Origin of the sequence: Clostridium sp. UBA6640 (assembly GCF_002455975.1) — a bacterium.
Lineage (GTDB): Bacteria > Bacillota > Clostridia > Clostridiales > Clostridiaceae > Clostridium_J.
Window position 1 is genome coordinate 85,632 of sequence record NZ_DKLM01000015.1, and the last position, 22,525, is coordinate 108,156.

22 protein-coding genes and 1 pseudogene are annotated in these 22,525 nt (G+C 29.2%); 4 read left to right on the top strand and 19 right to left on the bottom strand.

Annotated elements, in window-relative coordinates; all coding sequences use genetic code 11:
- Positions 1 to 127: 127 nt before the first annotated feature.
- The 4 genes from B2W91_RS20910 to B2W91_RS01945 form a co-directional block, all read right to left on the bottom strand.
- Complete coding sequence (locus B2W91_RS20910) at positions 128 to 241, bottom strand: metal-sensing transcriptional repressor (protein WP_349680776.1); 114 nt, start codon at positions 239 to 241, stop codon at positions 128 to 130.
- A gap of 725 nt (positions 242 to 966) precedes the next feature.
- Positions 967 to 2,061, bottom strand: coding sequence for a DNA polymerase III subunit beta (gene dnaN, locus B2W91_RS01935; RefSeq protein WP_291578577.1), 1,095 nt, complete (start codon positions 2,059 to 2,061; stop codon positions 967 to 969).
- A gap of 215 nt (positions 2,062 to 2,276) precedes the next feature.
- A complete protein-coding gene (locus tag B2W91_RS01940; RefSeq protein ID WP_291578578.1) occupies positions 2,277 to 3,422 on the bottom strand; it encodes an alpha/beta hydrolase in 1,146 nt (381 codons plus the stop codon).
- A gap of 118 nt (positions 3,423 to 3,540) precedes the next feature.
- Positions 3,541 to 4,239 carry a zinc dependent phospholipase C family protein gene (locus B2W91_RS01945; RefSeq protein ID WP_291578579.1) on the bottom strand — a complete coding sequence of 233 codons (699 nt, stop codon included), beginning with the start codon at positions 4,237 to 4,239 and terminating at the stop codon, positions 3,541 to 3,543.
- Positions 4,240 to 5,273: 1,034 nt separating this feature from the next.
- Here B2W91_RS01945 and B2W91_RS01950 point away from each other — a divergent pair.
- Positions 5,274 to 6,236 (top strand): alpha/beta hydrolase, encoded by a 963-nt coding sequence (locus B2W91_RS01950; protein ID WP_291578580.1) that lies wholly within the window; start codon positions 5,274 to 5,276, stop codon positions 6,234 to 6,236.
- A gap of 315 nt (positions 6,237 to 6,551) precedes the next feature.
- Here the strand turns inward: B2W91_RS01950 and B2W91_RS20965 are convergent.
- The 5 genes and pseudogenes from B2W91_RS20965 to B2W91_RS01975 form a co-directional block, all read right to left on the bottom strand.
- Positions 6,552 to 7,096 (bottom strand): annotated as a pseudogene (locus B2W91_RS20965) (class D sortase).
- Between the two features lie 72 nt (positions 7,097 to 7,168).
- Positions 7,169 to 9,730 (bottom strand): CehA/McbA family metallohydrolase, encoded by a 2,562-nt coding sequence (locus tag B2W91_RS01965; RefSeq protein ID WP_291578582.1) that lies wholly within the window; start codon positions 9,728 to 9,730, stop codon positions 7,169 to 7,171.
- Positions 9,731 to 10,243: 513 nt separating this feature from the next.
- Positions 10,244 to 10,522 (bottom strand): transposase, encoded by a 279-nt coding sequence (locus tag B2W91_RS20970; RefSeq protein WP_414633096.1) that lies wholly within the window; start codon positions 10,520 to 10,522, stop codon positions 10,244 to 10,246.
- Between the two features lie 271 nt (positions 10,523 to 10,793).
- Positions 10,794 to 12,152 (bottom strand): 23S rRNA (uracil(1939)-C(5))-methyltransferase RlmD, encoded by a 1,359-nt coding sequence (gene rlmD, locus B2W91_RS01970; RefSeq protein WP_291578627.1) that lies wholly within the window; start codon positions 12,150 to 12,152, stop codon positions 10,794 to 10,796.
- Positions 12,153 to 12,214: 62 nt separating this feature from the next.
- Positions 12,215 to 12,529 carry an RDD family protein gene (locus B2W91_RS01975; protein WP_291578583.1) on the bottom strand — a complete coding sequence of 105 codons (315 nt, stop codon included), beginning with the start codon at positions 12,527 to 12,529 and terminating at the stop codon, positions 12,215 to 12,217.
- Positions 12,530 to 12,713: 184 nt separating this feature from the next.
- On the opposite strand from B2W91_RS01975, the gene B2W91_RS01980 reads away from it, so the two are divergent.
- The gene (locus B2W91_RS01980; RefSeq protein ID WP_291578585.1) at positions 12,714 to 13,466 is read left to right on the top strand and encodes a sulfite exporter TauE/SafE family protein; all 753 of its coding nucleotides are present in this window, start codon (positions 12,714 to 12,716) and stop codon (positions 13,464 to 13,466) included.
- Between the two features lie 102 nt (positions 13,467 to 13,568).
- Here the strand turns inward: B2W91_RS01980 and B2W91_RS01985 are convergent, their stop codons facing one another.
- Together B2W91_RS01985 and B2W91_RS01990 are read right to left on the bottom strand one after the other, a co-directional pair.
- Positions 13,569 to 14,504, bottom strand: coding sequence for a DMT family transporter (locus tag B2W91_RS01985; protein ID WP_291578586.1), 936 nt, complete (start codon positions 14,502 to 14,504; stop codon positions 13,569 to 13,571).
- Positions 14,505 to 14,739: 235 nt separating this feature from the next.
- Positions 14,740 to 14,985: a hypothetical protein gene (locus B2W91_RS01990; RefSeq protein ID WP_291578587.1), complete on the bottom strand. Its 246-nt coding sequence runs from the start codon at positions 14,983 to 14,985 to the stop codon at positions 14,740 to 14,742.
- 487 nt (positions 14,986 to 15,472) lie between these two features.
- Between B2W91_RS01990 and B2W91_RS01995 the strand changes: the two genes are divergently transcribed.
- Positions 15,473 to 15,787: a hypothetical protein gene (locus B2W91_RS01995; protein ID WP_291578588.1), complete on the top strand. Its 315-nt coding sequence runs from the start codon at positions 15,473 to 15,475 to the stop codon at positions 15,785 to 15,787.
- 503 nt (positions 15,788 to 16,290) lie between these two features.
- The gene (locus B2W91_RS02000; RefSeq protein WP_291578589.1) at positions 16,291 to 16,770 is read left to right on the top strand and encodes a hypothetical protein; all 480 of its coding nucleotides are present in this window, start codon (positions 16,291 to 16,293) and stop codon (positions 16,768 to 16,770) included.
- 234 nt (positions 16,771 to 17,004) lie between these two features.
- Here the strand turns inward: B2W91_RS02000 and B2W91_RS02005 are convergent, their stop codons facing one another.
- Genes B2W91_RS02005 through B2W91_RS02040 form a run of 8 tightly spaced genes read right to left on the bottom strand, consistent with a single transcriptional unit; the run spans position 17,005 to position 22,442 of the window.
- The gene (locus B2W91_RS02005) at positions 17,005 to 17,457 is read right to left on the bottom strand and encodes a cupin domain-containing protein (RefSeq protein ID WP_291578591.1); all 453 of its coding nucleotides are present in this window, start codon (positions 17,455 to 17,457) and stop codon (positions 17,005 to 17,007) included.
- Positions 17,458 to 17,482: 25 nt separating this feature from the next.
- Entirely contained in the window at positions 17,483 to 18,568 is a 1,086-nt protein-coding gene (eutH, locus tag B2W91_RS02010; protein WP_291578592.1) for an ethanolamine utilization protein EutH, read from the bottom strand.
- 27 nt (positions 18,569 to 18,595) lie between these two features.
- Positions 18,596 to 19,138: a BMC domain-containing protein gene (locus B2W91_RS02015; RefSeq protein ID WP_291578593.1), complete on the bottom strand. Its 543-nt coding sequence runs from the start codon at positions 19,136 to 19,138 to the stop codon at positions 18,596 to 18,598.
- A 44-nt stretch (positions 19,139 to 19,182) separates the two neighbouring features.
- The gene (locus tag B2W91_RS02020) at positions 19,183 to 19,449 is read right to left on the bottom strand and encodes a EutN/CcmL family microcompartment protein (protein WP_291578594.1); all 267 of its coding nucleotides are present in this window, start codon (positions 19,447 to 19,449) and stop codon (positions 19,183 to 19,185) included.
- 33 nt (positions 19,450 to 19,482) lie between these two features.
- On the bottom strand, positions 19,483 to 20,187 hold the full coding sequence (locus tag B2W91_RS02025) for a hypothetical protein (protein WP_291578595.1): 705 nt from the start codon (positions 20,185 to 20,187) through the stop codon (positions 19,483 to 19,485).
- 13 nt (positions 20,188 to 20,200) lie between these two features.
- Positions 20,201 to 21,025 (bottom strand): ethanolamine utilization protein EutJ, encoded by an 825-nt coding sequence (gene eutJ / locus B2W91_RS02030; protein ID WP_291578596.1) that lies wholly within the window; start codon positions 21,023 to 21,025, stop codon positions 20,201 to 20,203.
- Between the two features lie 13 nt (positions 21,026 to 21,038).
- The gene (gene eutD / locus B2W91_RS02035) at positions 21,039 to 21,680 is read right to left on the bottom strand and encodes an ethanolamine utilization phosphate acetyltransferase EutD (RefSeq protein ID WP_291578597.1); all 642 of its coding nucleotides are present in this window, start codon (positions 21,678 to 21,680) and stop codon (positions 21,039 to 21,041) included.
- 12 nt (positions 21,681 to 21,692) lie between these two features.
- Positions 21,693 to 22,442 carry a cobalamin adenosyltransferase gene (locus tag B2W91_RS02040; RefSeq protein ID WP_291578598.1) on the bottom strand — a complete coding sequence of 250 codons (750 nt, stop codon included), beginning with the start codon at positions 22,440 to 22,442 and terminating at the stop codon, positions 21,693 to 21,695.
- Between the last annotated feature and the right edge of the window lie 83 nt (positions 22,443 to 22,525).

The window sequence follows — 22,525 nt, forward strand, 5'->3', positions numbered from 1 at the left end:
CCAATCACTTTTGATAAAAACTCTATAACTTCATCTATTTTCTCACCTGCCTTATAATGCTGAAAAGCTTACATAGCACATTGCTCAATATGCTATCTTAAAATCATTAAATTAGCTTTTTTAAAAGTTATTGTGAAGCAACTATTTGATTTAACACATCTACACAATATCGCTCTTCCTCTATTATTTTAATGATAACTTCAATTTGAACCCAGCTATTTTTAGAGATTTTACTGCTTATTCTTTTTCCTTATTCACCTCTTCACCTATATACCCCCACCCCGTATAGGTATACTTTTATAATATTCCTAATAACTAAATCTGTCAACACCTCTTTTATAAAAATTTTCATCAAGTTTTTATTTATGTTAGTCGTTGAGCAAAATCAAATTGTATTTTATCTACTGGTATACGTGTCAAATTTTTAGATATTTCACCTAGCAAAGCTATTACTCTCAGCATAATGGATATATGCATGCCTACAAACCCCTCTAGGCATAAATAACAGTAAGCATTTTGCACTTTACTATTATGATTTTATATAAATTTAAAATTACTAAAGCTAACATTTGCTTTAGTAATAGGAAATACATAATTGTTGAAAAATAAATACTAAATAAAATGCTGATAACTAAGATAGAAAGCTTGATTAATAGCCTTATCTTTTTGAATTTTATAAAATAACTCTAATTATGATTAATTTTACGCATAAAAATAAGACCTACTATTAGTAAGTCTTTTTGCAAACCTAAAATATTGATTGTCATATATAAAAAATTATTATATCTACTGCATTTTTGTTAGAAATAGTGTTTATTTTATACTATATAGCATTTCCTTACTCTGCACCGATTTTGAAGCACAATAATTATATTTAGGTGTTAATTCTATGGAATGCTTCCAAGCTAATTAATCTAAAATTGCTTATACAAAATAGTATTAGTAAATCAAAGATCTTATCATAAATTACATTCGAACTGGCGATATTATATGAATGTAATTATCTGAACTTTTATTTTTAATAACACATACTGAGTATTTATTTGTAAATTCTATAACAATCTCATCCTCTTCCAAAGTATTAATTGCATCAATAAGATACCTAGAATTAAATTTAATAGTCATTGGAATATGATTAGATACTATATTTAATTCACTTCTACTGGTACCTAACTGGGAATTAGCGGTAATAGTCATATTATCTTCATGTACATCTAGTACAACCAAGCTCTTATTGCCTTCCCTGCTAATAATTGAAGCTCTTTCCAAGCTATTAATAAAATCTTTTCTTTTAACTATAATTTTTAATTTATATTCTTCAGGAATATATGACTCATATCTCCCAAAATCCCCTTCTAGTAATCTCGATATAATTTTAGTTTTGCCCAATGTAAATAATATATGATTAGTAGTAAATGTAATTTCTATTTCTCCCTGTTCCCACTCTAGGATTTTTTCTATTTCATTTAAAGTCTTTGCAGGAATAATTGCACTTATTACTGCATCATTTTCAATAAAATGGTGCAATAATGCTGCTCTGTATCCGTCTAGAGCTACCATATTAAGTTTATTATCTTTGAAATCAAATAATACACCTGAAAATATCGGTTTAATACCATCTTGACTTGAAGCAAAGATGGTGCCTTTAATCATGTTTTTCATTATTTTCTGTGGTAAAGAAATCATGATATTTTCTTTAATGGATGGTATCTCTGGAAAAACTTCCTCACTCTTATATACAAGATTTGCTACGTCTTTTTCACATAATATTTGTATATACTTATCATCTATTTTATTTATTTCAACTAAGGCATTAGGAAGTTTTCTGATTATATCACCAAATATTTTTGAATCAACCACTATGCTGCCTTCTTCACGTACATCTGCTTTTATCCTTGTTTCAATACATAAGTTTTTATCGCCGCCAATTAAGATAATTTCTTTTTTATAAGCTCTTATTAAAATACCATCTAATGCTGTAATTCCTACATTTCCAAAGGAAACTCTTTGAACAGTTTTTATACCATCTAGAAAAATTTTATTTTCAACAGTAAACTTCATTTTTAACCTCTCCTCAATATGTTGTACAATATCATGGGCTAAGCATATATTAGTGCAGTTTTAAAAAATCGTACTAATGGGCTAAAAACATAAAACCTATAGTTTGTGGTAGGACAAATTTTTACCCTCTAAGATAAATTACACTTTTTCCAATGTATCATTAGCAATTTTCGCTCAATATATTTGGACTTGCACTATATGCTTAAGTATAAGAATTAAAATGAACCGTCCCTTAAATATATGAACTCTAATGCTTTATTCAATTTGTCAGGAAGATCCTGTGGAATAGCATGTCCTATACCTTTGTTAATATAAAATTCATAAGGAAAATTAACTTCTTTAAAGACTTTAATCATTTCTTCTTGTTCTTCCAATGGTATTATAACTTCTCCTTCCATAAATATTCCTCTAACACCTCTATTTGCAGCAAGATTAACATTGTCTTTTGTAAATGATTTTGGAAAATCTGGACCTATAGCAATAAATCCTTTTATAGGAATAATATTAGCAAATGTAATATCTAACGCTGTTATTGCTCCTCCTGAGAATCCTCCAATTACTACACACTTCTCATCAATAGAATATTCTTGAAGTATTAAATTATAACATTCTTTAATATCATTCCTTGAAATAAGAGAATTGGTTGTCCAAGTAAAACCATTATGACGATATAATTGTGAAGATTGAATATATACAAAAATAAAATCTTTTCTTAAAAATTCATCAGCTTTCCAATATTCACTAAATTCATCGATATTTCCAGGATCACCATGCAACCCAATAAACAATGGATATCTTTTTTCTTCACCATAATTACTAGGTAGATGGACAGCATATTTAAGCTTACTCTTTTCCTTAGCTTTTTGTAACAGTAAATCATTTTTATTCTTAAGTTCAATATATCTAATATCTTCTTTTAAATTAATTGCACCAAAAATATCATCATCACAGGCAAATCCTTCATTAATAAGATATGATATCACATTAATACATTCCTCATGCATTTTTTCATTACAATAAAATCCAGCTTTTGAAAGCATTATCTCAAATGAATGCTTATCAAACTCCTGTTTAGGGAGATATTCTGATGCATGTTCTAATAAATTTATTGCATCTCTATATCTTTTTTGGTTATAAAGAGTAGTAATTTTACCTTCAAACTCCCAATACTTGTTATATACCATATTTAATTCTCCATTCATAAATGTCTCATATTTTGTTACACCTTCATAAATTTTTTTAAGATTATCTTTCCATAATTCTATTTCCAAAGAAATTATGGATGATACAAAAGAGCAGCAGAACAAAAGATTATACCCAATATAATCCAATAGTCCACATAAATATGAACCGTCCCTCAAGCTTTTAAATAAAACTCCTTAATAAATTCTTTTAATAATCCTTTTCTTAAAAGCATACTCTTTATTTAGGCATATGATTAAGTATTGATATCTTCATACGATGCCTTCTATTCTAAATTCAAAATATTTTTGGAAATATTACACCATCTGATAATTTACTTATAACATTATGAGCAGTTTCATCAATATATGTTAATATTTCCTCATATGAAATATATATGGGTTCTGACGCTTCATGTTTTTGATTTAGATTTTTTTCTAATACCCAATTTATGCCTAACATTATTTCTTTATCCGTAATGTACCCATTGACGCAATGAGGTTCAACATTTTTTAATAAATTGAATATATCTTTCATTTCACTATTATCTTTTACAAGCTTAAAATCATGACTATCTAAATCATATAAGATCTTATCTCGAAATAATATATCAGTTGGCTCTATGCCTAAAGTTTTCATTTTTGTTACAAAATTTGGTCTAACTGTGATAAGAAACATTTCATCTGAAAGCAAATGCACTACATATCCCCTATACAAGTCAATTTTATTGTTTTCTTTAGATATATTATCATTTATAAAGCTAATAACTCTATTATGAAATATTGTAATATTCTCTTTCTTGTTAAAATCTACATCTGCAATATTATCTCTCATATGTGAGTGTTTTTTATCTGCTCTTATAGCCCCTTCTCTCATACGAATTAAATCTGGAGCTATTGAACCTGTATAAAACATTCCCTTATTTGTAATTATTTCGTGAGGTAATTCATTTACTATTTTATTTGCAATCGCCAAATGTGTTATAATTCCAGCCATATTATCCCTCCATTTGATTTTTCTTCACTAATATCAGAAACTTTCACAGCATATATTTTCATAAATCACCTTGTCATATTTCCTTCTGCCATTATTCCTCTTATCATACTCTATATTTTTACATTACTTTTAATATTTATTATATTATCAATTTTATTATATTCTTTCACATATTTAAAGTAATTTTTCAAAAATAGGAAATATGGTATGCAATCCTTTTTTTGTTTAGAAATATTATTAAACTTTAAAACGTAAGTTTTCCATTTTACAAATTAGCCATCAACCAGTATATATCTTATAGAAGCTATTATTTATAAATTAATTTATATCATTTTTCAATAACCCCATATCTCTTAGACTGTATAGTTCATAAATGATACACATTGTTGCGCTCTCCATGATATTGCATATTAAGCATAAGATTTTTACAATTTATATTTTTAATAGTTCTACTATCTTGCATAAAAATAGAGTTACATTTTATAAGTATTGTAAAAATGTGATCCTTATAATTTAATTTTTGTATATCATTAATTGCTTCATTATTCACCTCTAAGATTCCATCATCAACATTTTCAATTATGTTATCCTCATTTGTTTTATAGTTTGGAAAACTTACTGTTTCTATTTCTTTCCAGCCATCCGATTTTTACTTTTTTCATTATATTTATCCCATTTTATTGAAGCACAACTTTTTTAAATTGTAATAATCTCTTGCTTTTTTCATACTCTTTTCTTCTTCCTTTTCTCAACCTTTTTCTATTCTTTTTTGAATAAGCAAAAAGCCCACAGGCATAGCCTGTGAGCTTTAAAATCAAACCTTTTTTATAAAAAGCAGAGATTTATTATTTCTAAGATTCACTTCATTTCACCTCTTCTCTTTATAACCCTTGTCTTATAAATTATTATGCCATTATTAACTTCATAAATAAAAAATACTTATAACTAATCTTTCCATATACTTGTAAGCCTTTATCTGTTATAATCAACCCATTGGTAATAATTTGAATAAATATTAATTAAAGGGGATGCTTATGAATTATAGAAATTTTTATGAATTTGAAGAATACTATTCAATACCCTTCTCTGAAAAAAAGTATGATGAAGTTTTAAATATACTCCTTCATGCAAATGAACTTCTGCCAAAAGATGAATATGAAGAAAATCTATTTGAACTTATGATGGATGAATCTAGGATATATACTCGAACCAATAATAGTGAGAGCTGTATTAATCTTATAAAAAAATCACTTGAAAAAGGTTATCCATTTCCCCTACACTGGTCAAACTTTGATTTATTAAGAAACCACCCTGAATATGAGTCTCTTAATAATTTAAATGCAAAGCTGCTTCAACAAGTTAAAGAAAATTCTAAGCTAGAATATGAAGTTCACCTTCCAAAATCTTATGATCCAACAAAAAAACATCCATTATTCTTTTGTCTACATGGTGATGGATTTCGTTGCAACATAAAAAATACTAGCTGGTATTGGAAGCCTGATGCACTTTTGGAAAAAGGATACATAGTTGCATATCCTCAATCATCACAAATCTATTTCCATAACAGCTTTGGCTGGCTTAGTGATCCAGCTCTATCAAGAAAAGAACTAAAAGATTGCTATGAACAATTATTATTAGACTATTCCATTGATGAAACTTGTGTACTAATTGGAGGTTTCTCTGGTGGTGCAACTACTTCTATTAATATTGCTTTTGAAGACACTATCCCAATAAAAGGTGTTATTGGACTATGTCCTGGTGATCACTTAGATAGCATCGGACTTGAAGACACGAAGAAATTAGCAGAAAGAAAAACAAAAATAGTTATTCTTGAAGGCGATGAGGACACTAACCCAACTGTTCAACATCTTTTAAAATTATTTAAGGAAGTTGGACTTGCCCATGAGTACCATATTAATAAAGGAATCGGCCACTGGTACCCAGAAGATTTAGATGAAAAAACTTTGAAGGCTGTGGAGTTTATAGTTGGTAACTAATTGCCTGCATATCAATGTCCTACGTCGTTAATTATATTTTTATATTCAAAAAGGACTTCTAGCTTTTATAGCTTGAAGTCTTTAAATTGCATTCGATTATAATTATAAACTTGCTTCAACTGAAAACCAATAAACTTTTAGTAGGTATTTCGAGAAATACCTTTCTAAGTTACAGTATGAAGGGACGGTTCATAATTATACCATATAAAAAGATTGCATAGTAATTATCAATCATACTTTAAATATGAACCGTCCCCAAACTACACCGGTTCACTATAAATTGTTCTGAACTTATCCATAAAAAAAAGCAGCATCCTAAGATGCCGTTTTTTTATTTTTCACTAAGCTTGCGAAAACTATATAACGCTCTGAATCATCTCCAATAAAATAAAATGGATAACAAGTTGTCATAGTAAGTTTCGCATTATCTACAGGCACAATTACCGTTTTATCATCTTTTTTAACTATTCGAGTTTCACTCACCTCATAAATAAATATTCTAGCTGACGTTTGCACAATCAATGGATTTCCATTTTGAGTTCGCCCATTTGGCTAAATACAGTATCTTGATGTCCTGAAAAAACACAGTTGTCTTCTTCGCCAGGTAGTGCACTTTCAAGGAAGTGGCCTATACCTTTTTTTAACCCCTTATCACCAGTTCCCTGTATAATGGGAAACTTTTGCTTTAGAATTGGCATTGTAAGAGTTCCAAAGTTATCTCCCTTCTCAGGATTCACCTTATAAATAACTGTACTTTTATCGTAAAAATCTAATTCAGATGAATACTCTATATTATCAGTGGCTTCCTCGTAAGAATTTCTTGGCTGTAACCATATATTAATTAATGACCAAAAATGCATCCTAAGCCTAGGACTATAATTCCTAGGCTTAAGACTTTTACTAATAATAACTTTTTAAATGATAACTTAAATTTACTTATGACGCTTTTTAAATACAAATACACCTGCGCCTAGTAATAATATAGAACCTGCTATTAATATTACGTATGTACGTGTAGCAGTATCTCCAACTGTAGTGGCTTCTGTTCCTTCATTTGATCCTGATTTTTCAGTACCATCTGCAATGTCTACCCAAATAGGATTTGTAACTGCGTAGTGACCTTTTCCATCAGTTGCAACAAAACTATACCATGTATTTTTTGTTGGCTTTACATCTAGTGTATAATTAACAGCATCTTGTGTATTATCAAAGTCTTTTGATGCAATAATCTTACCTTCGCTGTAAACATCAATATGATTTAATCCATTAACAGCTTGGATTTCTGTATTTAGTGTGTATTTTTCACCTGCATTAACTTTTTGTGTTGTACCAAACATTGTGTTTGCTTCTGGTGTAAATATAGGTCCCATTGTTACATAACTATGACCATCTTTTATTGTTTGAAGATACTTCTCAGTTGTATTTTCCCCCTCAATATAAGCATATAATCTGATAATTCCTGGGTACAATCCTGAAGTTACATCGTGTTGGTCTGAACCTGCGCTTAAATATTTTTTAATACCTTTATTCCAATATTCCATTGCAGAATCTAATGCTCTTTTATCTATGTTAGTACTATCAGTTAAATCAATTGTAGATTGTAATTCAAGTAAATCGAAATCTTCAGAACCCTCATCATATCCACCTTTAACGCTATCTCTATTATAGAAGAAACCATATTCTGTATATGGATGATTAACAACTACAAGAGCACCCATATCATGTGCAGCTTTAATTATCTCTGCTGGAGTTAGGTCTGGAGAAATCGGATCCTTTTTATAATCAACACCTAAAATACCCCAATGACCCCAACCTGGAGAAACTTCAATACTTGGAATAAATGGTCTCTTACCTTTTTTAGCTAATTTAGCCATAAGAGGATCATTTACTACTGCATCATGATCAGAAACAAGGTTATAATTTAAACCTGCTGCAATTTGAGCTTTAAATAGTTCTTCAACTGGTGTTGCACCATCACCAAAGTCTGCATGTTGATGGTTGTCCATACTATACCAATTTCTTGAATTTGTTTTTATTAATGTAGGAAGTACAACTTCTTCATTAAGCGTTTCACCCGGCTTTATTGTTTTTGTTATTGTAACTGGAAGTGATTCATAATCACTGGCACGTGTAATTGTAAACGTTACAGGGTTTTCAGGAGCCGATACCGCAAATTTAGCTTCATGTGTTTTTGGATCTGTAAAGAATACATTTCCCCCAAGTGTTTTAAATGTTGATGTAATTCCTGATACAGTTACCTTGAAATCAACTGGATTTCCATTTTCATCAACAGCTTTAAGAGAAGCTTGAGCTCCATCTTTAACCATAAAATCTAAGGTTGAATCTTTTGTTAGGTTTAACTTCTGAATATCTGACGGTGTATATCCCTTAGCTTCAATATGAATCTCATATTCATCTTTTGGTAAATCAAATTCAAAGTGACCATTTTCATCTGTTATTTTCCAAGCAAATGGCTGCATAATATCTTTTTTAAGTTGTTCTTTACCATGAGATTTTTCAGTTTCCTTATAAGAACCTTTTTTACTAATTACTACAAATGCATCTTTTACAGAATTCCCCTTTGAATCCTTAACTACACCGTTTACATTCGCTGATTGAATTGTTTTATCTTTTTCCATGAAACGTTCAATAATAGGCGTTGTTTCACCTTTATCTGAGACTAAAATTTCACCTGTATAAATACAGCTCTTTCCTGGTTCAATTGTATTATTTGCATAGACATCCTTATATCCACTTGACCCTTTATATGTATTTGCCCCATCTAATTGAACGGAAACAGCATAATCTTTATCATAAGTTACAACGTAATTTCCAAATCTTTCATTAACGTCTTTATCAGCACCAATTCCGATACCAGTTATTTTTTTGTCCGGATAATATCCAAAAGGTCCAAAAGTGCTAGCAGCTAAAGTACTAATTGAATATCCACCATACATGTTTTCATAAACATCATTTCCTTCTGGATTTTCAACAGTTGTTTTTAAACCAATATAATTTTTACCATCTTCTAATGTATACTCGATTGTGACATTTAAAGGTAATTTATGTCCTGCTGTCCAATATCTTGTTTTAGCAGTAACAACAACCTTATTCTCTTCTATTTTGTATGTAATATTTTCCTTTGGACTTTTCTGTAGATTTTCACCGTTAAATGCTCCTGTAGCTGTCCAGTAATTGTTTAGAAATTCAATATCATTTACTAAATCAACACCAAATTTGCCATCTTTCATAATAGCAACATCAAGGATACTTCCATTTGTCATGTTCCAGTAGTTATTTGTTCCTACTGCAAAAGATGCAGCAATTTTATCATTGTATATTGTAAAGTCGTCTGCATGAATAGCCATACCTTGATTAATAGGTGTAGCCCCCTGAACAACTCCAACCTCTGCATTAACAGGCTTTGTTAATAACATTGAACACAATGCATAAGCACTCAATAACAATGATAATTTTAATTTTTTAGATTTCATAATTATGTCCCCCTTAGTTCGGTTAATAAAAATTTTATATTAATTAAAGAATTAATAATCAAAGTTAATTTGTTTCTATTTAATACTTGAGTCAATAAAAAACATGTAAATTATATTAATTAATAGGTAAAAACTACAATATAACCTAAATTAATTCTTTTTCTTGTAAATTGTAACACAACCCCCAATAAAAGCAAAGTATTTTTTTTAATATTTAAAATTTTTAACTCATTAAATTAAATTTTAAATTAATATTAGTAAAAAAAAATCCATTCAATATAATATATTGTAAAATATGGCTGAACAATTAACCCAAATTATTTAGTCTGTTAAAAATCCCTAATCACTATTTATATAGCAATTAGGAATTTATACCTTACTTATTTCTTGTTTTAACATTTTAATGAACTCAATAGAATTATTTCTTTTTTTATTCAATCAATTCTGCGGCGCTTTCCATAATCCCCCTTCTTAATTAAGGGACGGTTCATAATTGTTACTATATAAAAAAGATTATATAGTAATTATCAATCGCACTTTAAATATGAACCGTCCCTCAAGCTTTAAATCTTCATAATCTGCATCTGAGATTAGCTCTTTAAAGCTTACTAATAGAGTGCCGTCATCACGCCACTTCCACAAACGACTGTATACTGTTTTCCATAAGCTAAAACGTTCTGGCAAACCACGCCATGCTGCACTACTTCTTGCAATCCATAGTGTGACATTAAACATGGCCCTATTATCTTTTGGAGGTCTTCCTGTCCTTGCCACAGGAAATAAATTCTTTATTTGATTCTACTGTCATCTGATATTTCATAACGCTTTTGTTTCATAGTTTTAACCTCGAAGTTTTTTATATTATAGCTGAAATTTAGGTCTCATACACTACTTAGTTTTCAGACACGCCCTGATCTTTTGCTTTTTTTCAGATTCTTTTCTTCTTCCTTTTCTCAACATTTTTCTATTCTTTTTTGAATATGCAAAAAGCCCACAGGCACAGCCTGTGAGCTTTAAAATTAAATCTTTTTTATAAAAACAGAGATTTATTATTTAGTTACAATTACTTTGTTAACTTCACCACTGCTTCACAATGCGGTGTGTGCGGGAACATATCTTTTAGTTTAACCTTTTCCACTTTATAGCCATTTGCTGTTAGCACTTGCAGGTCTGTTGCTAAAGTTTTTGGATTACAGGATACATATATTATTTCCTTTGCATTGAACTTTATTACATAGTCTAGTGCTACTGGATGTACTCCTGCTCTTGGTGGGTCTAGAATTATTATATCTGGTTTTATAGTTATATTTTGTATTACTTTTGCTACGTCTCCAGCTATAAATTCACAGTTGTTTAAATTATTTAATTTAGCATTTTCTTTTGCTGCTTCCACTGCCTCTTCTATAAGTTCTATTCCTATTACCTTTTTAGCATTTGGAGCTACAATTTGCCCTATAGTACCAGTTCCACAGTATAGGTCAAATACTACTTTTGAATCTGAGTCTCCTAAGAAATCTCTTACTATGCTATAAAGTTTTTCAGCACCTTTTGTATTAGTTTGGAAAAAGGCAAATGGATTTATCTTAAAGTTTAATCCTAATAAATTTTCTATTATATATGCCCTTCCATAAAGCATCTCTACTTTATCTGCTTGAACTACATCAGATAGAGAATCGTTTAATGTATGTATTATTCCTGTGATCTTTCCTTTAAGTTCTAAAGAATTTAATTCTTCTATGTAAGGTGTAAAATCATATTCTCTCTGAGTTGTAGTTACTATGTTTACAAGAATTTCTTCTGTATTTATTGCCTTTCTTATCACTAGATTTCTTAGATATCCCTCGTGTTTTAAAACTTTATAATATGGAAGATCTGTTTTTCTAAAATGCTCTAGAGTTGTATATAATATAGCTCTAAAATCTTCATCAACAATTTTGCATTTATCTACTGTTATTATGCTAAAACTTTGATTTTTCACATGCATTCCTAAAGTAAGTTCTCCGCCTTTTTCCATATCTCCAAAGGTAAATTCCATCTTATTTCTATATTCTAGTTCCTTTGGACTTCCTTCAATCCCTAAAAATTCATATCCAGTTATGCCTGCGTTATCTAGAAGCTTTAATATCTGCTCACTTTTAAGTTCTAACTGTTTTTCATAAGATAAAAACGCATGACTACATCCACCACATTGATTAGATATTTCACAATGAGGAGTTATTTTATAATCCACATCCTCTAAAACTTCCATTAATTTAGCTTCTACTCCATTGGAATTTTTTTTAGTAACTTTTGCTCTTACCTTTTGTCCCGGTAATGTATTTTTTATAGCTACTTTTTCTCCCTCATAGAAGGCAACACCTTTACCTGGAAATTCTGTAGTTTCTATTAAAAATTCATATTCTTTTCTCTTTCTCTCTAATATCTTCTCCTATTCTTTAATACACGGCTTTAAAAATTAGGAAATTCTAGTGGACAATTTAAAAATTAGTCTTCAATATCAACAACTGGTTGTAGATCTTTATTCTCTTCTTCACATTTTACTAATTTTAATTTTGAAACTTTTTGTCCAAAAGTCATTCCATCCTTTTTTAATGTCATTACAACATTATATATTATATATGTAATTAAGTATAATACCAATATAGTTTGAATTTTTTCTGCAATAAAATACCCAAATAATCTTAGTATAAAGTCTAATATAACAGTACCAAAAGCTGAAATTCCTAGCATGGCTAATAAATCTGTTATTGCAGTTATGAATATTTCCTTAAAACCTATTTTGTTTTTATTATTGCTCATTTTATCTCTCCTTATAAATCTTAGTGACACTTTATCACTTATAACTTAAATTTTTATATGATATTAATGAAAAAGATACTGTTTTTAATTTTATGAAATAAGACAATTATATATAACTCCCCTTCTATTTACTATAGATAAGCTTTATAATATACATGGACTATATATTTTTAGGGGTGTTAATATGTTAGCTGAATTAATTTTCTTATCTATTGCTTGTTTTGCCGCTGCATTTATTGATGCTATAGCAGGCGGTGGTGGACTTATAAGTCTTCCTGCATACTTAATGGCAGGAGTATCTCCTCATCTTAGCCTTGGAACTAATAAATTTACTGCTACTACCGGTTCTTTTACTAGTGCTTATAAATTCAGTAAATCTGGATTCGTCAATTTTAAATTATTAAAATTCCTTGTACCTTTTACTTTGGTAGGTTCTGTATTAGGTGTTAGAACAGTATTACTAATTGATCAAGAATTTCTTTATCCTTTAGTATTAGTTTTCGTTTTAGGTATAGGAATATATACATTATTTTCAAAAGATATAGGCAGTGAGGATAATTTTTCCGGACTTACAAAGAAAAATATAATAATCGGTATGTGCTTTGCATTTTCACTTGGCTTTTATGATGGATTTTTTGGTCCAGGCACCGGTTCTTTTTTAGTATTTGGAATGATAAAAATTTATAAATTCGATTTTTTACATGCCTCTGCTAATAGTAAATGCTTAAACTTTGTAAGTAATATTTCTGCACTTATTACCTTCGCTATAAATAATTCTATTGATTATAAAATTGGATTAGTGGTTGCAATATTTATGGTACTTGGTGCTGAGGCAGGTACAAGGCTTGCCATTAATAAGGGCTCTAAAATAATAAAACCTATATTTGTAACCATGTCTTTAGCTGTTGCAATAAAAATGCTCTTTACTTTACTGTAAACAAAAACTATGACAATTTCATGACAAAATAAAACAGATGTTTATAATACTCCAATATAAACATCTATTTTGCTCTCAACTTGAGAATTAGTTGTTATTTAACTAATTCTCAATATATGATTTTGTTATGCTGGCGTCTTCTAAACTTTCTTCTTTTCCTTCCATTGAGTTATCCTTTACCGAACGCGAAAGTATTATAACTGATGCTATTATAAATATTCCTCCAACAAAAAGTTGTATAGTTAAAGTTTCCTTAAATATTATGATTCCCATAATTACTCCAACAATAGGTTCAAAAGTACTCAATATAGCTGCATTTGAAGTTCCTATTATCTTAACACCATGAAGAAATAATATGATAGCCGCTATTGTAGAGATTACAGACACTCCTAATACCGCTAAGGTAGAATATATGTTTAGAGTTGTTATAAGTTCTCCCTTTAATCCTCCATATAAAAGCATTGCGATAGCTGAAAATAATGCAAGATAAAAGGTTATAACTTTATTATCCAGGTCCTCTAAAGCTTTGCTTGCCATACTAACAACACAAGCTGCATAGCTTAATCCTGAAAATAATGCCAAGGAACTTCCTTTAAGGCTTATCCCACCTATATCCACGCCTACTAAAATATATATTCCCATTAAAGATAATAACAAGGATATTATTTTATGCTTATTTAACTTTTCTTTATAAATTATAAGAGATAACAAAGTGACTAAAGCCGGATATATAAAATGCATAGTAGTAGCTAAACCTACTGTAATATAATTATATGATAAAAATAAAGTTAAGGCTGTGGTAGAATACCCTGTTACGCCAATGGCCATAAGTATTATAAGCTGTTTTTTACTAATCTTAAAATTCACTTTACAAATAATAAAATACCCCAATAATAAAATACTAGCTACTAAAAATCTAAGAGTAACTACTGTTATAGGATTTAAGCCATTGTTATAAGCTATCTTTGTAAATATAGGCATAAGGCCAAAACCTACTGAAGAAAGCATGGCATAAATTATTCCATTAATTTTTTTCATATCACCCCTCCTTTGTACTAGCCCCTAAATCATTCTAATACTTTAGTAAGAATTTATCAAATCTTATAGCAATTCTCATTTTTAAATTATAGATATCATTCTATGACTCAAGACATAATAAAAAAAGTATTCATAGCTCTTAATTTAACAAATTGTCATAGCTGTTACAGTCTATGCATAAGTTAAATGCAAGCTACAAATACTTCTTTTTTTATATTATATGCAAAATGCCTTATTATAGTACCTTTCTTAATTGCTCTGCTTTATACTCTTTTATAAGTTTATTCTTAGCTTCATCTATAACAATTAATTTTACAGTACTATCTTCTACTTTTAATACTTTTCCTTTTTGTTTAGTTCCTATTACATTTACTGGTGCTCCATTTGTTATTGCTTTCAAAAAACTGCTATTGCAATAATCACACTTTTCTGAATTTTCGACTAATCTCTTACAATCAACACAATAATATAGTTTACTCATATAAACACCTCCAAGTACTCTCTTATTATAAATATTTCTATATATGAGTATAATATCCTTTTTTAAAATATATTGTTAATAAATTATTAATTATTAGTTCCTATTTCACTAGATTCATAAAATCTTTACCTAAAAAGTTTTATTATAAAATTATTACTATTCTTTGCTCAATTCTACCTATAGATATAATAGTAGATGATTTGTTTGTGATAATAAATTTTAATCTAATTTATTCTTTTATAAAGGCAATTTTTATAAATTCATTGTAAAATTCCTATAAACGTTTATTTGCTTTGTAATATTTGTAAGTAATATAGCTTTATACTTCTTAAGGATTATGATAAAATTTATTCTAAGTATTGTATATTTATTAATATACAACATGATTAATTATGATAAAAAATATATTTAAGTAGAGAATATTAGGAGCTACGTAATAGCTAATTTTCATTTTCTTCTTATAAACACCTAATGAAAGGAACTTTTTATGTATATAACAATATTCTATATTTTGATTTGTATAGTATTCTTCTTGTTCGGAAGGAAAAACTATATAAAAAAAGCTGAAAGATTAAATAATAATATTAGTGAATTTAATGATGAAATTGTACTTAGATATAATTCTTTAGATGAAGAAAGTAAGGCTAGATTTAAAAAATCTCTAAATGAACTAGAGCTTATATACTTTAATGATATACTTCAAAATAGTTTTAAATACAGCAATAACATAAGTAATACTCAAAGTTATATTCTTCATTTAGAAGATATTATGAAAAAACTAAAGCTTATAGAAGGAGAGTAGTACTGTGACTTATAATAATTTGCTCTATGCAATTTATAAACGATGCTCTATTAGAAAATATAAGCTAAAACTTCTAGCATCATCTACTATTAATAGTCAGCCTTGATTTTTTTTAAAAAGGACAATATAGTACAGAGTTAAACGAAGTAAAATAGCAAAAATTCTTGGTTATATTAATAAAATTGATAGTGGCATAGCTCTTTGTCATCTTATGGTATCAAAAACTCTTAAAGACACAAAACTCACATTAGAGTATTTAGATAATACAGAAAGAAAAAATTTAATATATTTTATTTCCATAATAGAAAATTAATTATTCAACATTAAAATTATATATTTGGGTAATACTATTGATAAATATAAAAAAAGTAAGCTAACAATAATATTCTATAGGATAATTATAAATAAAGTAGGTATATAAAAATATTTTATTACATAAAAAAATAGAAAAGTATACAAACTACTAATAACATAGTGTAATGACTTTTAAAGGAGTGAAAATAATGAATAACAAATTTGAAAAGGTTATGAAAACCGCACTTACAGTTATTGGTGTGGCAGCAGTAGCAAAAGTAGTTTCAGATAAACTTTCTGAAATGCATAATAAAAAGCTTTGTGATTGCATTGATAAAAAATTTAATAATGGTAAAGATATAATAATTAAATCTTTTGATGAAGAGGATCTTCAATGTTGTGATAATAAACTTCAAGAACAAATGGATGTTAATAGTCCTGATAATACTTCAAAAATTAATGTTGAAAGTAATGTTTTTAAGAAAGCAAAAGAACACACAATGATACCTGATATCAGAAAATATGAATCTTCTAATAATGAAAATCATATTTTAAAATATCCTATAAAAACTAATAATAACTTTGCAAGTTGCTGTAATGAAGAAATTTTAAGTGAACAATATAATGAGGAACTTGAAAAAAATATCTCTAAAAATAAAGAATTAGAAAATATTGTAGCAGAAGCTTAAAGCGAGCTTATTCGTAAGCATAGTGAAATATTAGAAGATACGATGATAACTTAAGATGACCATAGGAGAACAACTAATAAAAAACTACAACAAAATTATATTCATTAGTAATAAGCGTTAAGATAAAAGTTACAAATTGCTTTTATATCTAGTTTTTAAAATTTCCTATAGATGTAAAAATGCCTATAGACTATGTCTATAGGCATTTTTATATTATTTAAAATAAGTTTTATTTTACTCAAGCTCTGCCCAATTTGCTGGATAAGTTACATATACAAATCTAGCATGATTTGGAACTGTGAAATTAATTGAAGAATTTCTAGGAATGAAAATTAAATCACCTTTATTACCTACAACTTTTCTTCCATCTATATCTATTTCTAAAGTTCCATCAATTATATAATCTACTTCATCATATTTTAATGTCCAAGCAAAACTAGTTTGATCCATTTCCATAACACCACAACCTAATCTTGGACTTTCTTCAAGTGTTACTACATCTTTTAAGTAAACCTTGTCACCTTCTTTACCAGTATCGAATTTTTCTGGTTTTACAGTACTAGTTTTTATTGACATTATGCCACTTGGATCTACATGCTTTTCAAATTCAGGTGTCATTTGACCTAGTTTCTCTGTTATTATTCTTCTTATTATCTCCTCAATTGCTTTTTCATTTATGTTCTCCATAATATAACATCTCCTTTAAAATATCTTATTTACTTACTTCATTTTTTGGTGTCATAAAACATGCTAAAGCTACTGCTGAAGCACCACCTATTAATTTAGCAACTATCATAGGTGCAATCATATCTTTATTAACACCTGCTGCAAAGCCTAAATGATCCCCAAATACAAAGGCAGCACTTACAGCAAAAGCAACGTTTATTATCTTCCCTCTATTATCCATATCTTTCATCATACCAAACATAGGAATACTATTAGCTAATGAAGCTATCATACCAGCAGCTGCTACTTCTCCTATGCCTAATAATGAACCTAATTTCATTAATGGCTTTTTAAATACTTTAGTTATAAAGTGTACTAATGGATACGCTCCTGCAAGAACTATCGCAATATCTCCAACTACTCCTATTCCTTCTGAAAGTGGAGCCATTCCTGGAATTACAACTATACCAGTGATTGTTTCAATTATTATAGCAGCTAGTCCTACAGTAATAACAGCTGTTACAAACTTTCCAAAGTATGTAAAACCTTTTATCATTTTTTCTGGTATTAACTTTAATCCTAAAGCAATAAGAACTGCAACTATTATTATAGGTGTTAAGTTCATAAGAACTACTAGTGGAGATAATCCGGATAATAATCCTCCAACAAAAGATCCTATTGGAATTGTTATTATACCTGCAAGCACACCTCTAGCTAAAAATTTATGATCTTCTTTTTTTATAATTCCTAATGCAACAGGTATAGTAAATACTATTGTTGGTCCCATCATAGAACCTAATATTAATCCTGCAAAAGGTGCAACTTCTTTTGCTTCTGCTAATTGCTGTGCTAATTGGTATCCACCCATATCACAAGCAAGTAATGTTGTAGCAAACATTGACGGATCTGCTCCAACAGCTTTATAAAGTGGAACAACTACTGGCTTTAATACGTTTGCTAAAACTGGAGCTAAGGATATAATTCCTACCATTGCTAAAGTTAAAGCCCCCATAGCCATAAGTCCTTCTTCGAACTGCTCTCCATATCCAAATTTATTTCCTAGGATTTTATCAACAGCTCCTACAACCATGAATATTACCATAATGTACATTATAATTTCATTTATATCCATATAGCCATCCTCTTTCCTTATATATTTTTATAGATTTTCTAAAAGAATTTTACTAGGAGACGGAATAATTGTCTTATGAATTATTTTTTTAGGTTCAATTATAGATTCAGCTACCCTAATAGCTTCTTCTACACTACTCACAGAACCTGTAACTACAAAATAAGACTTTCCACCAATACCATTACCGATAACTAATTTTACTAATTTGATGGAAGCTGATTTTAATGCAAGGTCTAAGGAAATTAATGAAGAAGTAACATTAGCAGTTTCCATAACGCCTACAGCATCAAAATTATCAATAGGAGGTCTTTTCTTGAGCCCATTTATTAATTCTTCGTGAGCGTTAGTAATTACAAAGCTTGCTACGATATTTTTACTTACTATTTCCTTTGAGGTTTCAATAGCTTCTTTTACTTCTTCTACATCACCACAAAGTATAATCATAAATTTTCCTGGGCATATATGTCTTAATGTCACAACCTCAACATTCGACGCTTTAAACATAATATCTGCTACTTCTATTCCTCTTGCAATACTACTAAACTCCATTAATCCTAAAGATCTATTCATAAAATCAACTCCATGTAATGTGTATTTATGTTAGTAGAATTAGTTTATACTAGTTCTACTGAATCTACTATTCCTACTATTGTTGCGTCTATTGGTGCTTTCTTATCTCCGACCACATATCTTGCAGAACTACCATAAACAATAAGTACTTGATCTCCTATTCCTGCACCAACGCTATCTACTGCCACAATTGTGTTATCTATTTTTTCACCTTTAGAATCTAGTTTTTTTACAACTAAGAATTTAAATCCATTAAGATTTTCATCTTTTCTCGTAGCCCATAGATTTCCTACTACTTCTCCAATAATCATAATTAAGTACCCTTCCTCTCCTAATAAATTTCTTTAACTCTCAAATTTTATTAGTAATTTGTTTATTCTAGCAAAATCTTTAGCTAGCGGTGTCACTATAGATTTCTTAGGAATTACTACTTCTCTTACTCCATCTTTATATAAATCTCTTAACTCTGTTTCAGATATTAATTTTTTCTTAATTGATTTATTTGCTTCATCTTTAATTTGAACTGAAACTTCTGATTTATCTTTTCTTTCACTCTTTGGAGAAATATTGACATTCTCACCTTTTAAAGTAGATAAAAGTACTTTTAGTCCTACAAAATTAACCCCGTAGCTTTTAAGTTTTTCTTGATGATCTTTAAATGCATTGAATAAAACTCTATTAGCAGTGGCAGCATATTTTTTATATTCTACCCCTTTTTCCATAGCATATAGGTTTAAACCTTTTAAAACTGCTTCAATTGCCACTTTTTCTTTCATTGACCCTTGAATGGTTAAAGAAAGATTAGTTAATTCACTATTAGAAATATTTTGTAATATTATTCCCTCATAATTTTCAATATCACCCATATTGTCTAAACAATCTATTATGAAATTATTGTCACTTAAAGCTCCAGTTAATATAGGGCATAAGTCTTTTGAATGTTCAAGAATTAATAATTTCTTCTTTGATCTATTATTTTCTTCTAATAATATCTTTAGTCTATTCATAACTTCTTTTGTTATAAGTTCAACTAACTCCTCATTATACATCAACACACCTCCCTTATTTAACGCAGTTAATTGCAATACCCAAAGGAGTAACTAAGAAAGGATTAATTGGTTTCACTGTTTCTATACCTGTTTCCTTTTGAATAACATCTTCAATTCCTTTTAAACAGCAAGTTCCACCAACTAAATAAATTTTCTCCACATTAAATCCTCTTATATGAGAGTTAACAATAGAAGCTATCTTTTGAATCACCGGTGTTACCATAGGAAATATATCTCTATAATTTTCAGGATCCTTTTTTCTATTTTCAGCTTCCTCAAATGGAATTCTATAAGCTCCTGATATAACTAAAGATAATTGAGTTCCACCTGTAGGTTCATCAGCAGTGTATATAACTTTTCCATTTTCAAATATGGAAAGTCCAGTTGTTCCACCACCAACATCAACTACAACTCCATTTTCTATTTGTAATACCGCATTTGCTGCTGTAGGTTCATCTTCTACAGATACAACGTCCATACTAGCACCTTCAACTACATAACTATGAGTTTTAATGTCTCTTTCACTGGTTCCTGGTGGAACAGCTATAGCAGCTTTTGTAAGTTCAATTCCTAGTTTATCTTCTATTTTTTTCTTTAATTTTCTAACTATATTAGTAGCTCCAATAAAGTCAACCACAAGACCGTCTCTAACTACCTGTGCAAACTCCATTTCACATGCAACAGGATTTCTTTCTTTGTCCAGTACAACTATTACAATGTAAGCTGTACCTAAGTCTACACCAACATAAAGTTCATCATCTTTTTTTACCTTTGCTGGCTTTTTAATGGTCTTTTCAACGGCTTTAATTAGATTATCTGCTTCGTTTAAGCCTTTCATAAATTAATCCTTTCTACTTAACTATTGTTGCACGAAGTTCTTTTGTGAAACCACAAGCATTTGCCTCGTCATAGTCAAGATGTATAGCCGTTCTGAATTTGCTACTTACTCTAACAGCAACATTTTCAAAGATTAATCCTCTTTCTCCGCCAACTTTAATTTTAACTTCCTCTTGATCTTTTACCCCAAACTTGGCTGCATCTTCTGGTGTTATATGCATATGTCTTTTAGCTGCAATAACACCTTCTTCTATTCTTAATACTGCTTTTGGTGTAGCAAGAATTATAGATGGAGTGCCTTTAATATCTCCTGACATTCTAACAGGAGCATTCACTCCTATAGAAACAGCATCACTTTTTGATAATTCTACTTGAGTCTTTCCTCTTACTGGTCCTAAAACAGAAACATTTTGTAATGTTCCTTTAGGTCCTATAAGAGTAACCCTTTCTTCACATAAGTACTGACCTGGTTGAGATAGTTCTCTTTTATTAGTCAGTTGATAACCTTTTCCAAAAAGAGTATCTACATCTTCTTGTGAAAGATGGACATGACGGCCAGAAGCTTCTACAAGCACTGTGTTGTCTTCTTCGATACCTTGTAGTCTTTTAACTACTTCATCGATAATATAATTAATATTTAAATCTACTGTACTCAAAATTGTCACCTCTTATTTGTACTTTCCAGAAACATACTTGCACATCATTATATAAAAACAACTACTTAATCTATTCAAAGCTAGTGCTATATCATTTCTAGATAGTTCTCCATCTTGGTTTTTAAATGCTTTTAATGCTTCAATTTCAACTTCTCTACTTTCTGCTCTTAATGCATTTAAAGCTACAACTATATCTCCCATTTCATAGCTTGGGAAAATTATATGGTCTATGTTAAAATATTTTTTAGGGTTATGAGAAGTAGCTCTTAGTTCTTCTGAATTTAAACCCATTAAAGCAACCTCTGGTAATTCTTTTTCCGTTACTTCTACTTCTAATATTTTTCTCACATAAGCTAAAACCTCTTCCAAATCCTTCAGTACTTTTTTTTCATTTAGGTTTTTACATTGAATTTGAGTTTGCAATATTTTAGCTTGAAGACTATCTAATTTTCCTCTTAGTATGATTCTTCTGTGATCTTTTTCTACCAATTTATTACCATTTAGTTGAGTCATATGTTCTGGTTTATTTTCAAAAACTCCACCACTTATATGAACATATTTAGGGCTAAATACTTTTTCTTCCCTTTGAATATTCTGATTGCTTTCTTTAGTTTGTTGTTCTTTATAAACTAATTTTATATTTTTATCTTGTAAATATTGTCTTGCTGACGGAGTTATTATTACTCCTTTTTCCACAACATACTCTGTTAAATTTTCATTTCTCAGTTTGCTTCTTAAAACGCTTTCTGTTAAAACACTCATCATCTCACATCCTTATATAAGATGGACATTAATTTGTTAAGCCACAATACTTGTAGCATAAAATACTACAAGTTATATAATTT

What these genes read in the sequence shown, in the direction of transcription:
- dnaN (WP_291578577.1), bottom strand. Translation starts at nt 2,061, where the DNA reads ATGAAGTTTACTGTTGAAAATAAAATTTTTCTAGATGGTATAAAAACT.
- B2W91_RS01945 (WP_291578579.1), bottom strand. Translation starts at nt 4,239, where the DNA reads ATGGCTGGAATTATAACACATTTGGCGATTGCAAATAAAATAGTAAAT.
- B2W91_RS01950 (WP_291578580.1), top strand. Translation starts at nt 5,274, where the DNA reads ATGAATTATAGAAATTTTTATGAATTTGAAGAATACTATTCAATACCC.
- B2W91_RS01965 (WP_291578582.1), bottom strand. Translation starts at nt 9,730, where the DNA reads ATGAAATCTAAAAAATTAAAATTATCATTGTTATTGAGTGCTTATGCA.
- B2W91_RS01975 (WP_291578583.1), bottom strand. Translation starts at nt 12,529, where the DNA reads ATGAGCAATAATAAAAACAAAATAGGTTTTAAGGAAATATTCATAACT.
- B2W91_RS01980 (WP_291578585.1), top strand. Translation starts at nt 12,714, where the DNA reads ATGTTAGCTGAATTAATTTTCTTATCTATTGCTTGTTTTGCCGCTGCA.
- B2W91_RS01985 (WP_291578586.1), bottom strand. Translation starts at nt 14,504, where the DNA reads ATGAAAAAAATTAATGGAATAATTTATGCCATGCTTTCTTCAGTAGGT.
- B2W91_RS01990 (WP_291578587.1), bottom strand. Translation starts at nt 14,985, where the DNA reads ATGAGTAAACTATATTATTGTGTTGATTGTAAGAGATTAGTCGAAAAT.
- B2W91_RS01995 (WP_291578588.1), top strand. Translation starts at nt 15,473, where the DNA reads ATGTATATAACAATATTCTATATTTTGATTTGTATAGTATTCTTCTTG.
- B2W91_RS02000 (WP_291578589.1), top strand. Translation starts at nt 16,291, where the DNA reads ATGAATAACAAATTTGAAAAGGTTATGAAAACCGCACTTACAGTTATT.
- B2W91_RS02005 (WP_291578591.1), bottom strand. Translation starts at nt 17,457, where the DNA reads ATGGAGAACATAAATGAAAAAGCAATTGAGGAGATAATAAGAAGAATA.
- eutH (WP_291578592.1), bottom strand. Translation starts at nt 18,568, where the DNA reads ATGGATATAAATGAAATTATAATGTACATTATGGTAATATTCATGGTT.
- B2W91_RS02015 (WP_291578593.1), bottom strand. Translation starts at nt 19,138, where the DNA reads ATGAATAGATCTTTAGGATTAATGGAGTTTAGTAGTATTGCAAGAGGA.
- B2W91_RS02020 (WP_291578594.1), bottom strand. Translation starts at nt 19,449, where the DNA reads ATGATTATTGGAGAAGTAGTAGGAAATCTATGGGCTACGAGAAAAGAT.
- B2W91_RS02025 (WP_291578595.1), bottom strand. Translation starts at nt 20,187, where the DNA reads ATGTATAATGAGGAGTTAGTTGAACTTATAACAAAAGAAGTTATGAAT.
- eutJ (WP_291578596.1), bottom strand. Translation starts at nt 21,025, where the DNA reads ATGAAAGGCTTAAACGAAGCAGATAATCTAATTAAAGCCGTTGAAAAG.
- B2W91_RS02040 (WP_291578598.1), bottom strand. Translation starts at nt 22,442, where the DNA reads ATGAGTGTTTTAACAGAAAGCGTTTTAAGAAGCAAACTGAGAAATGAA.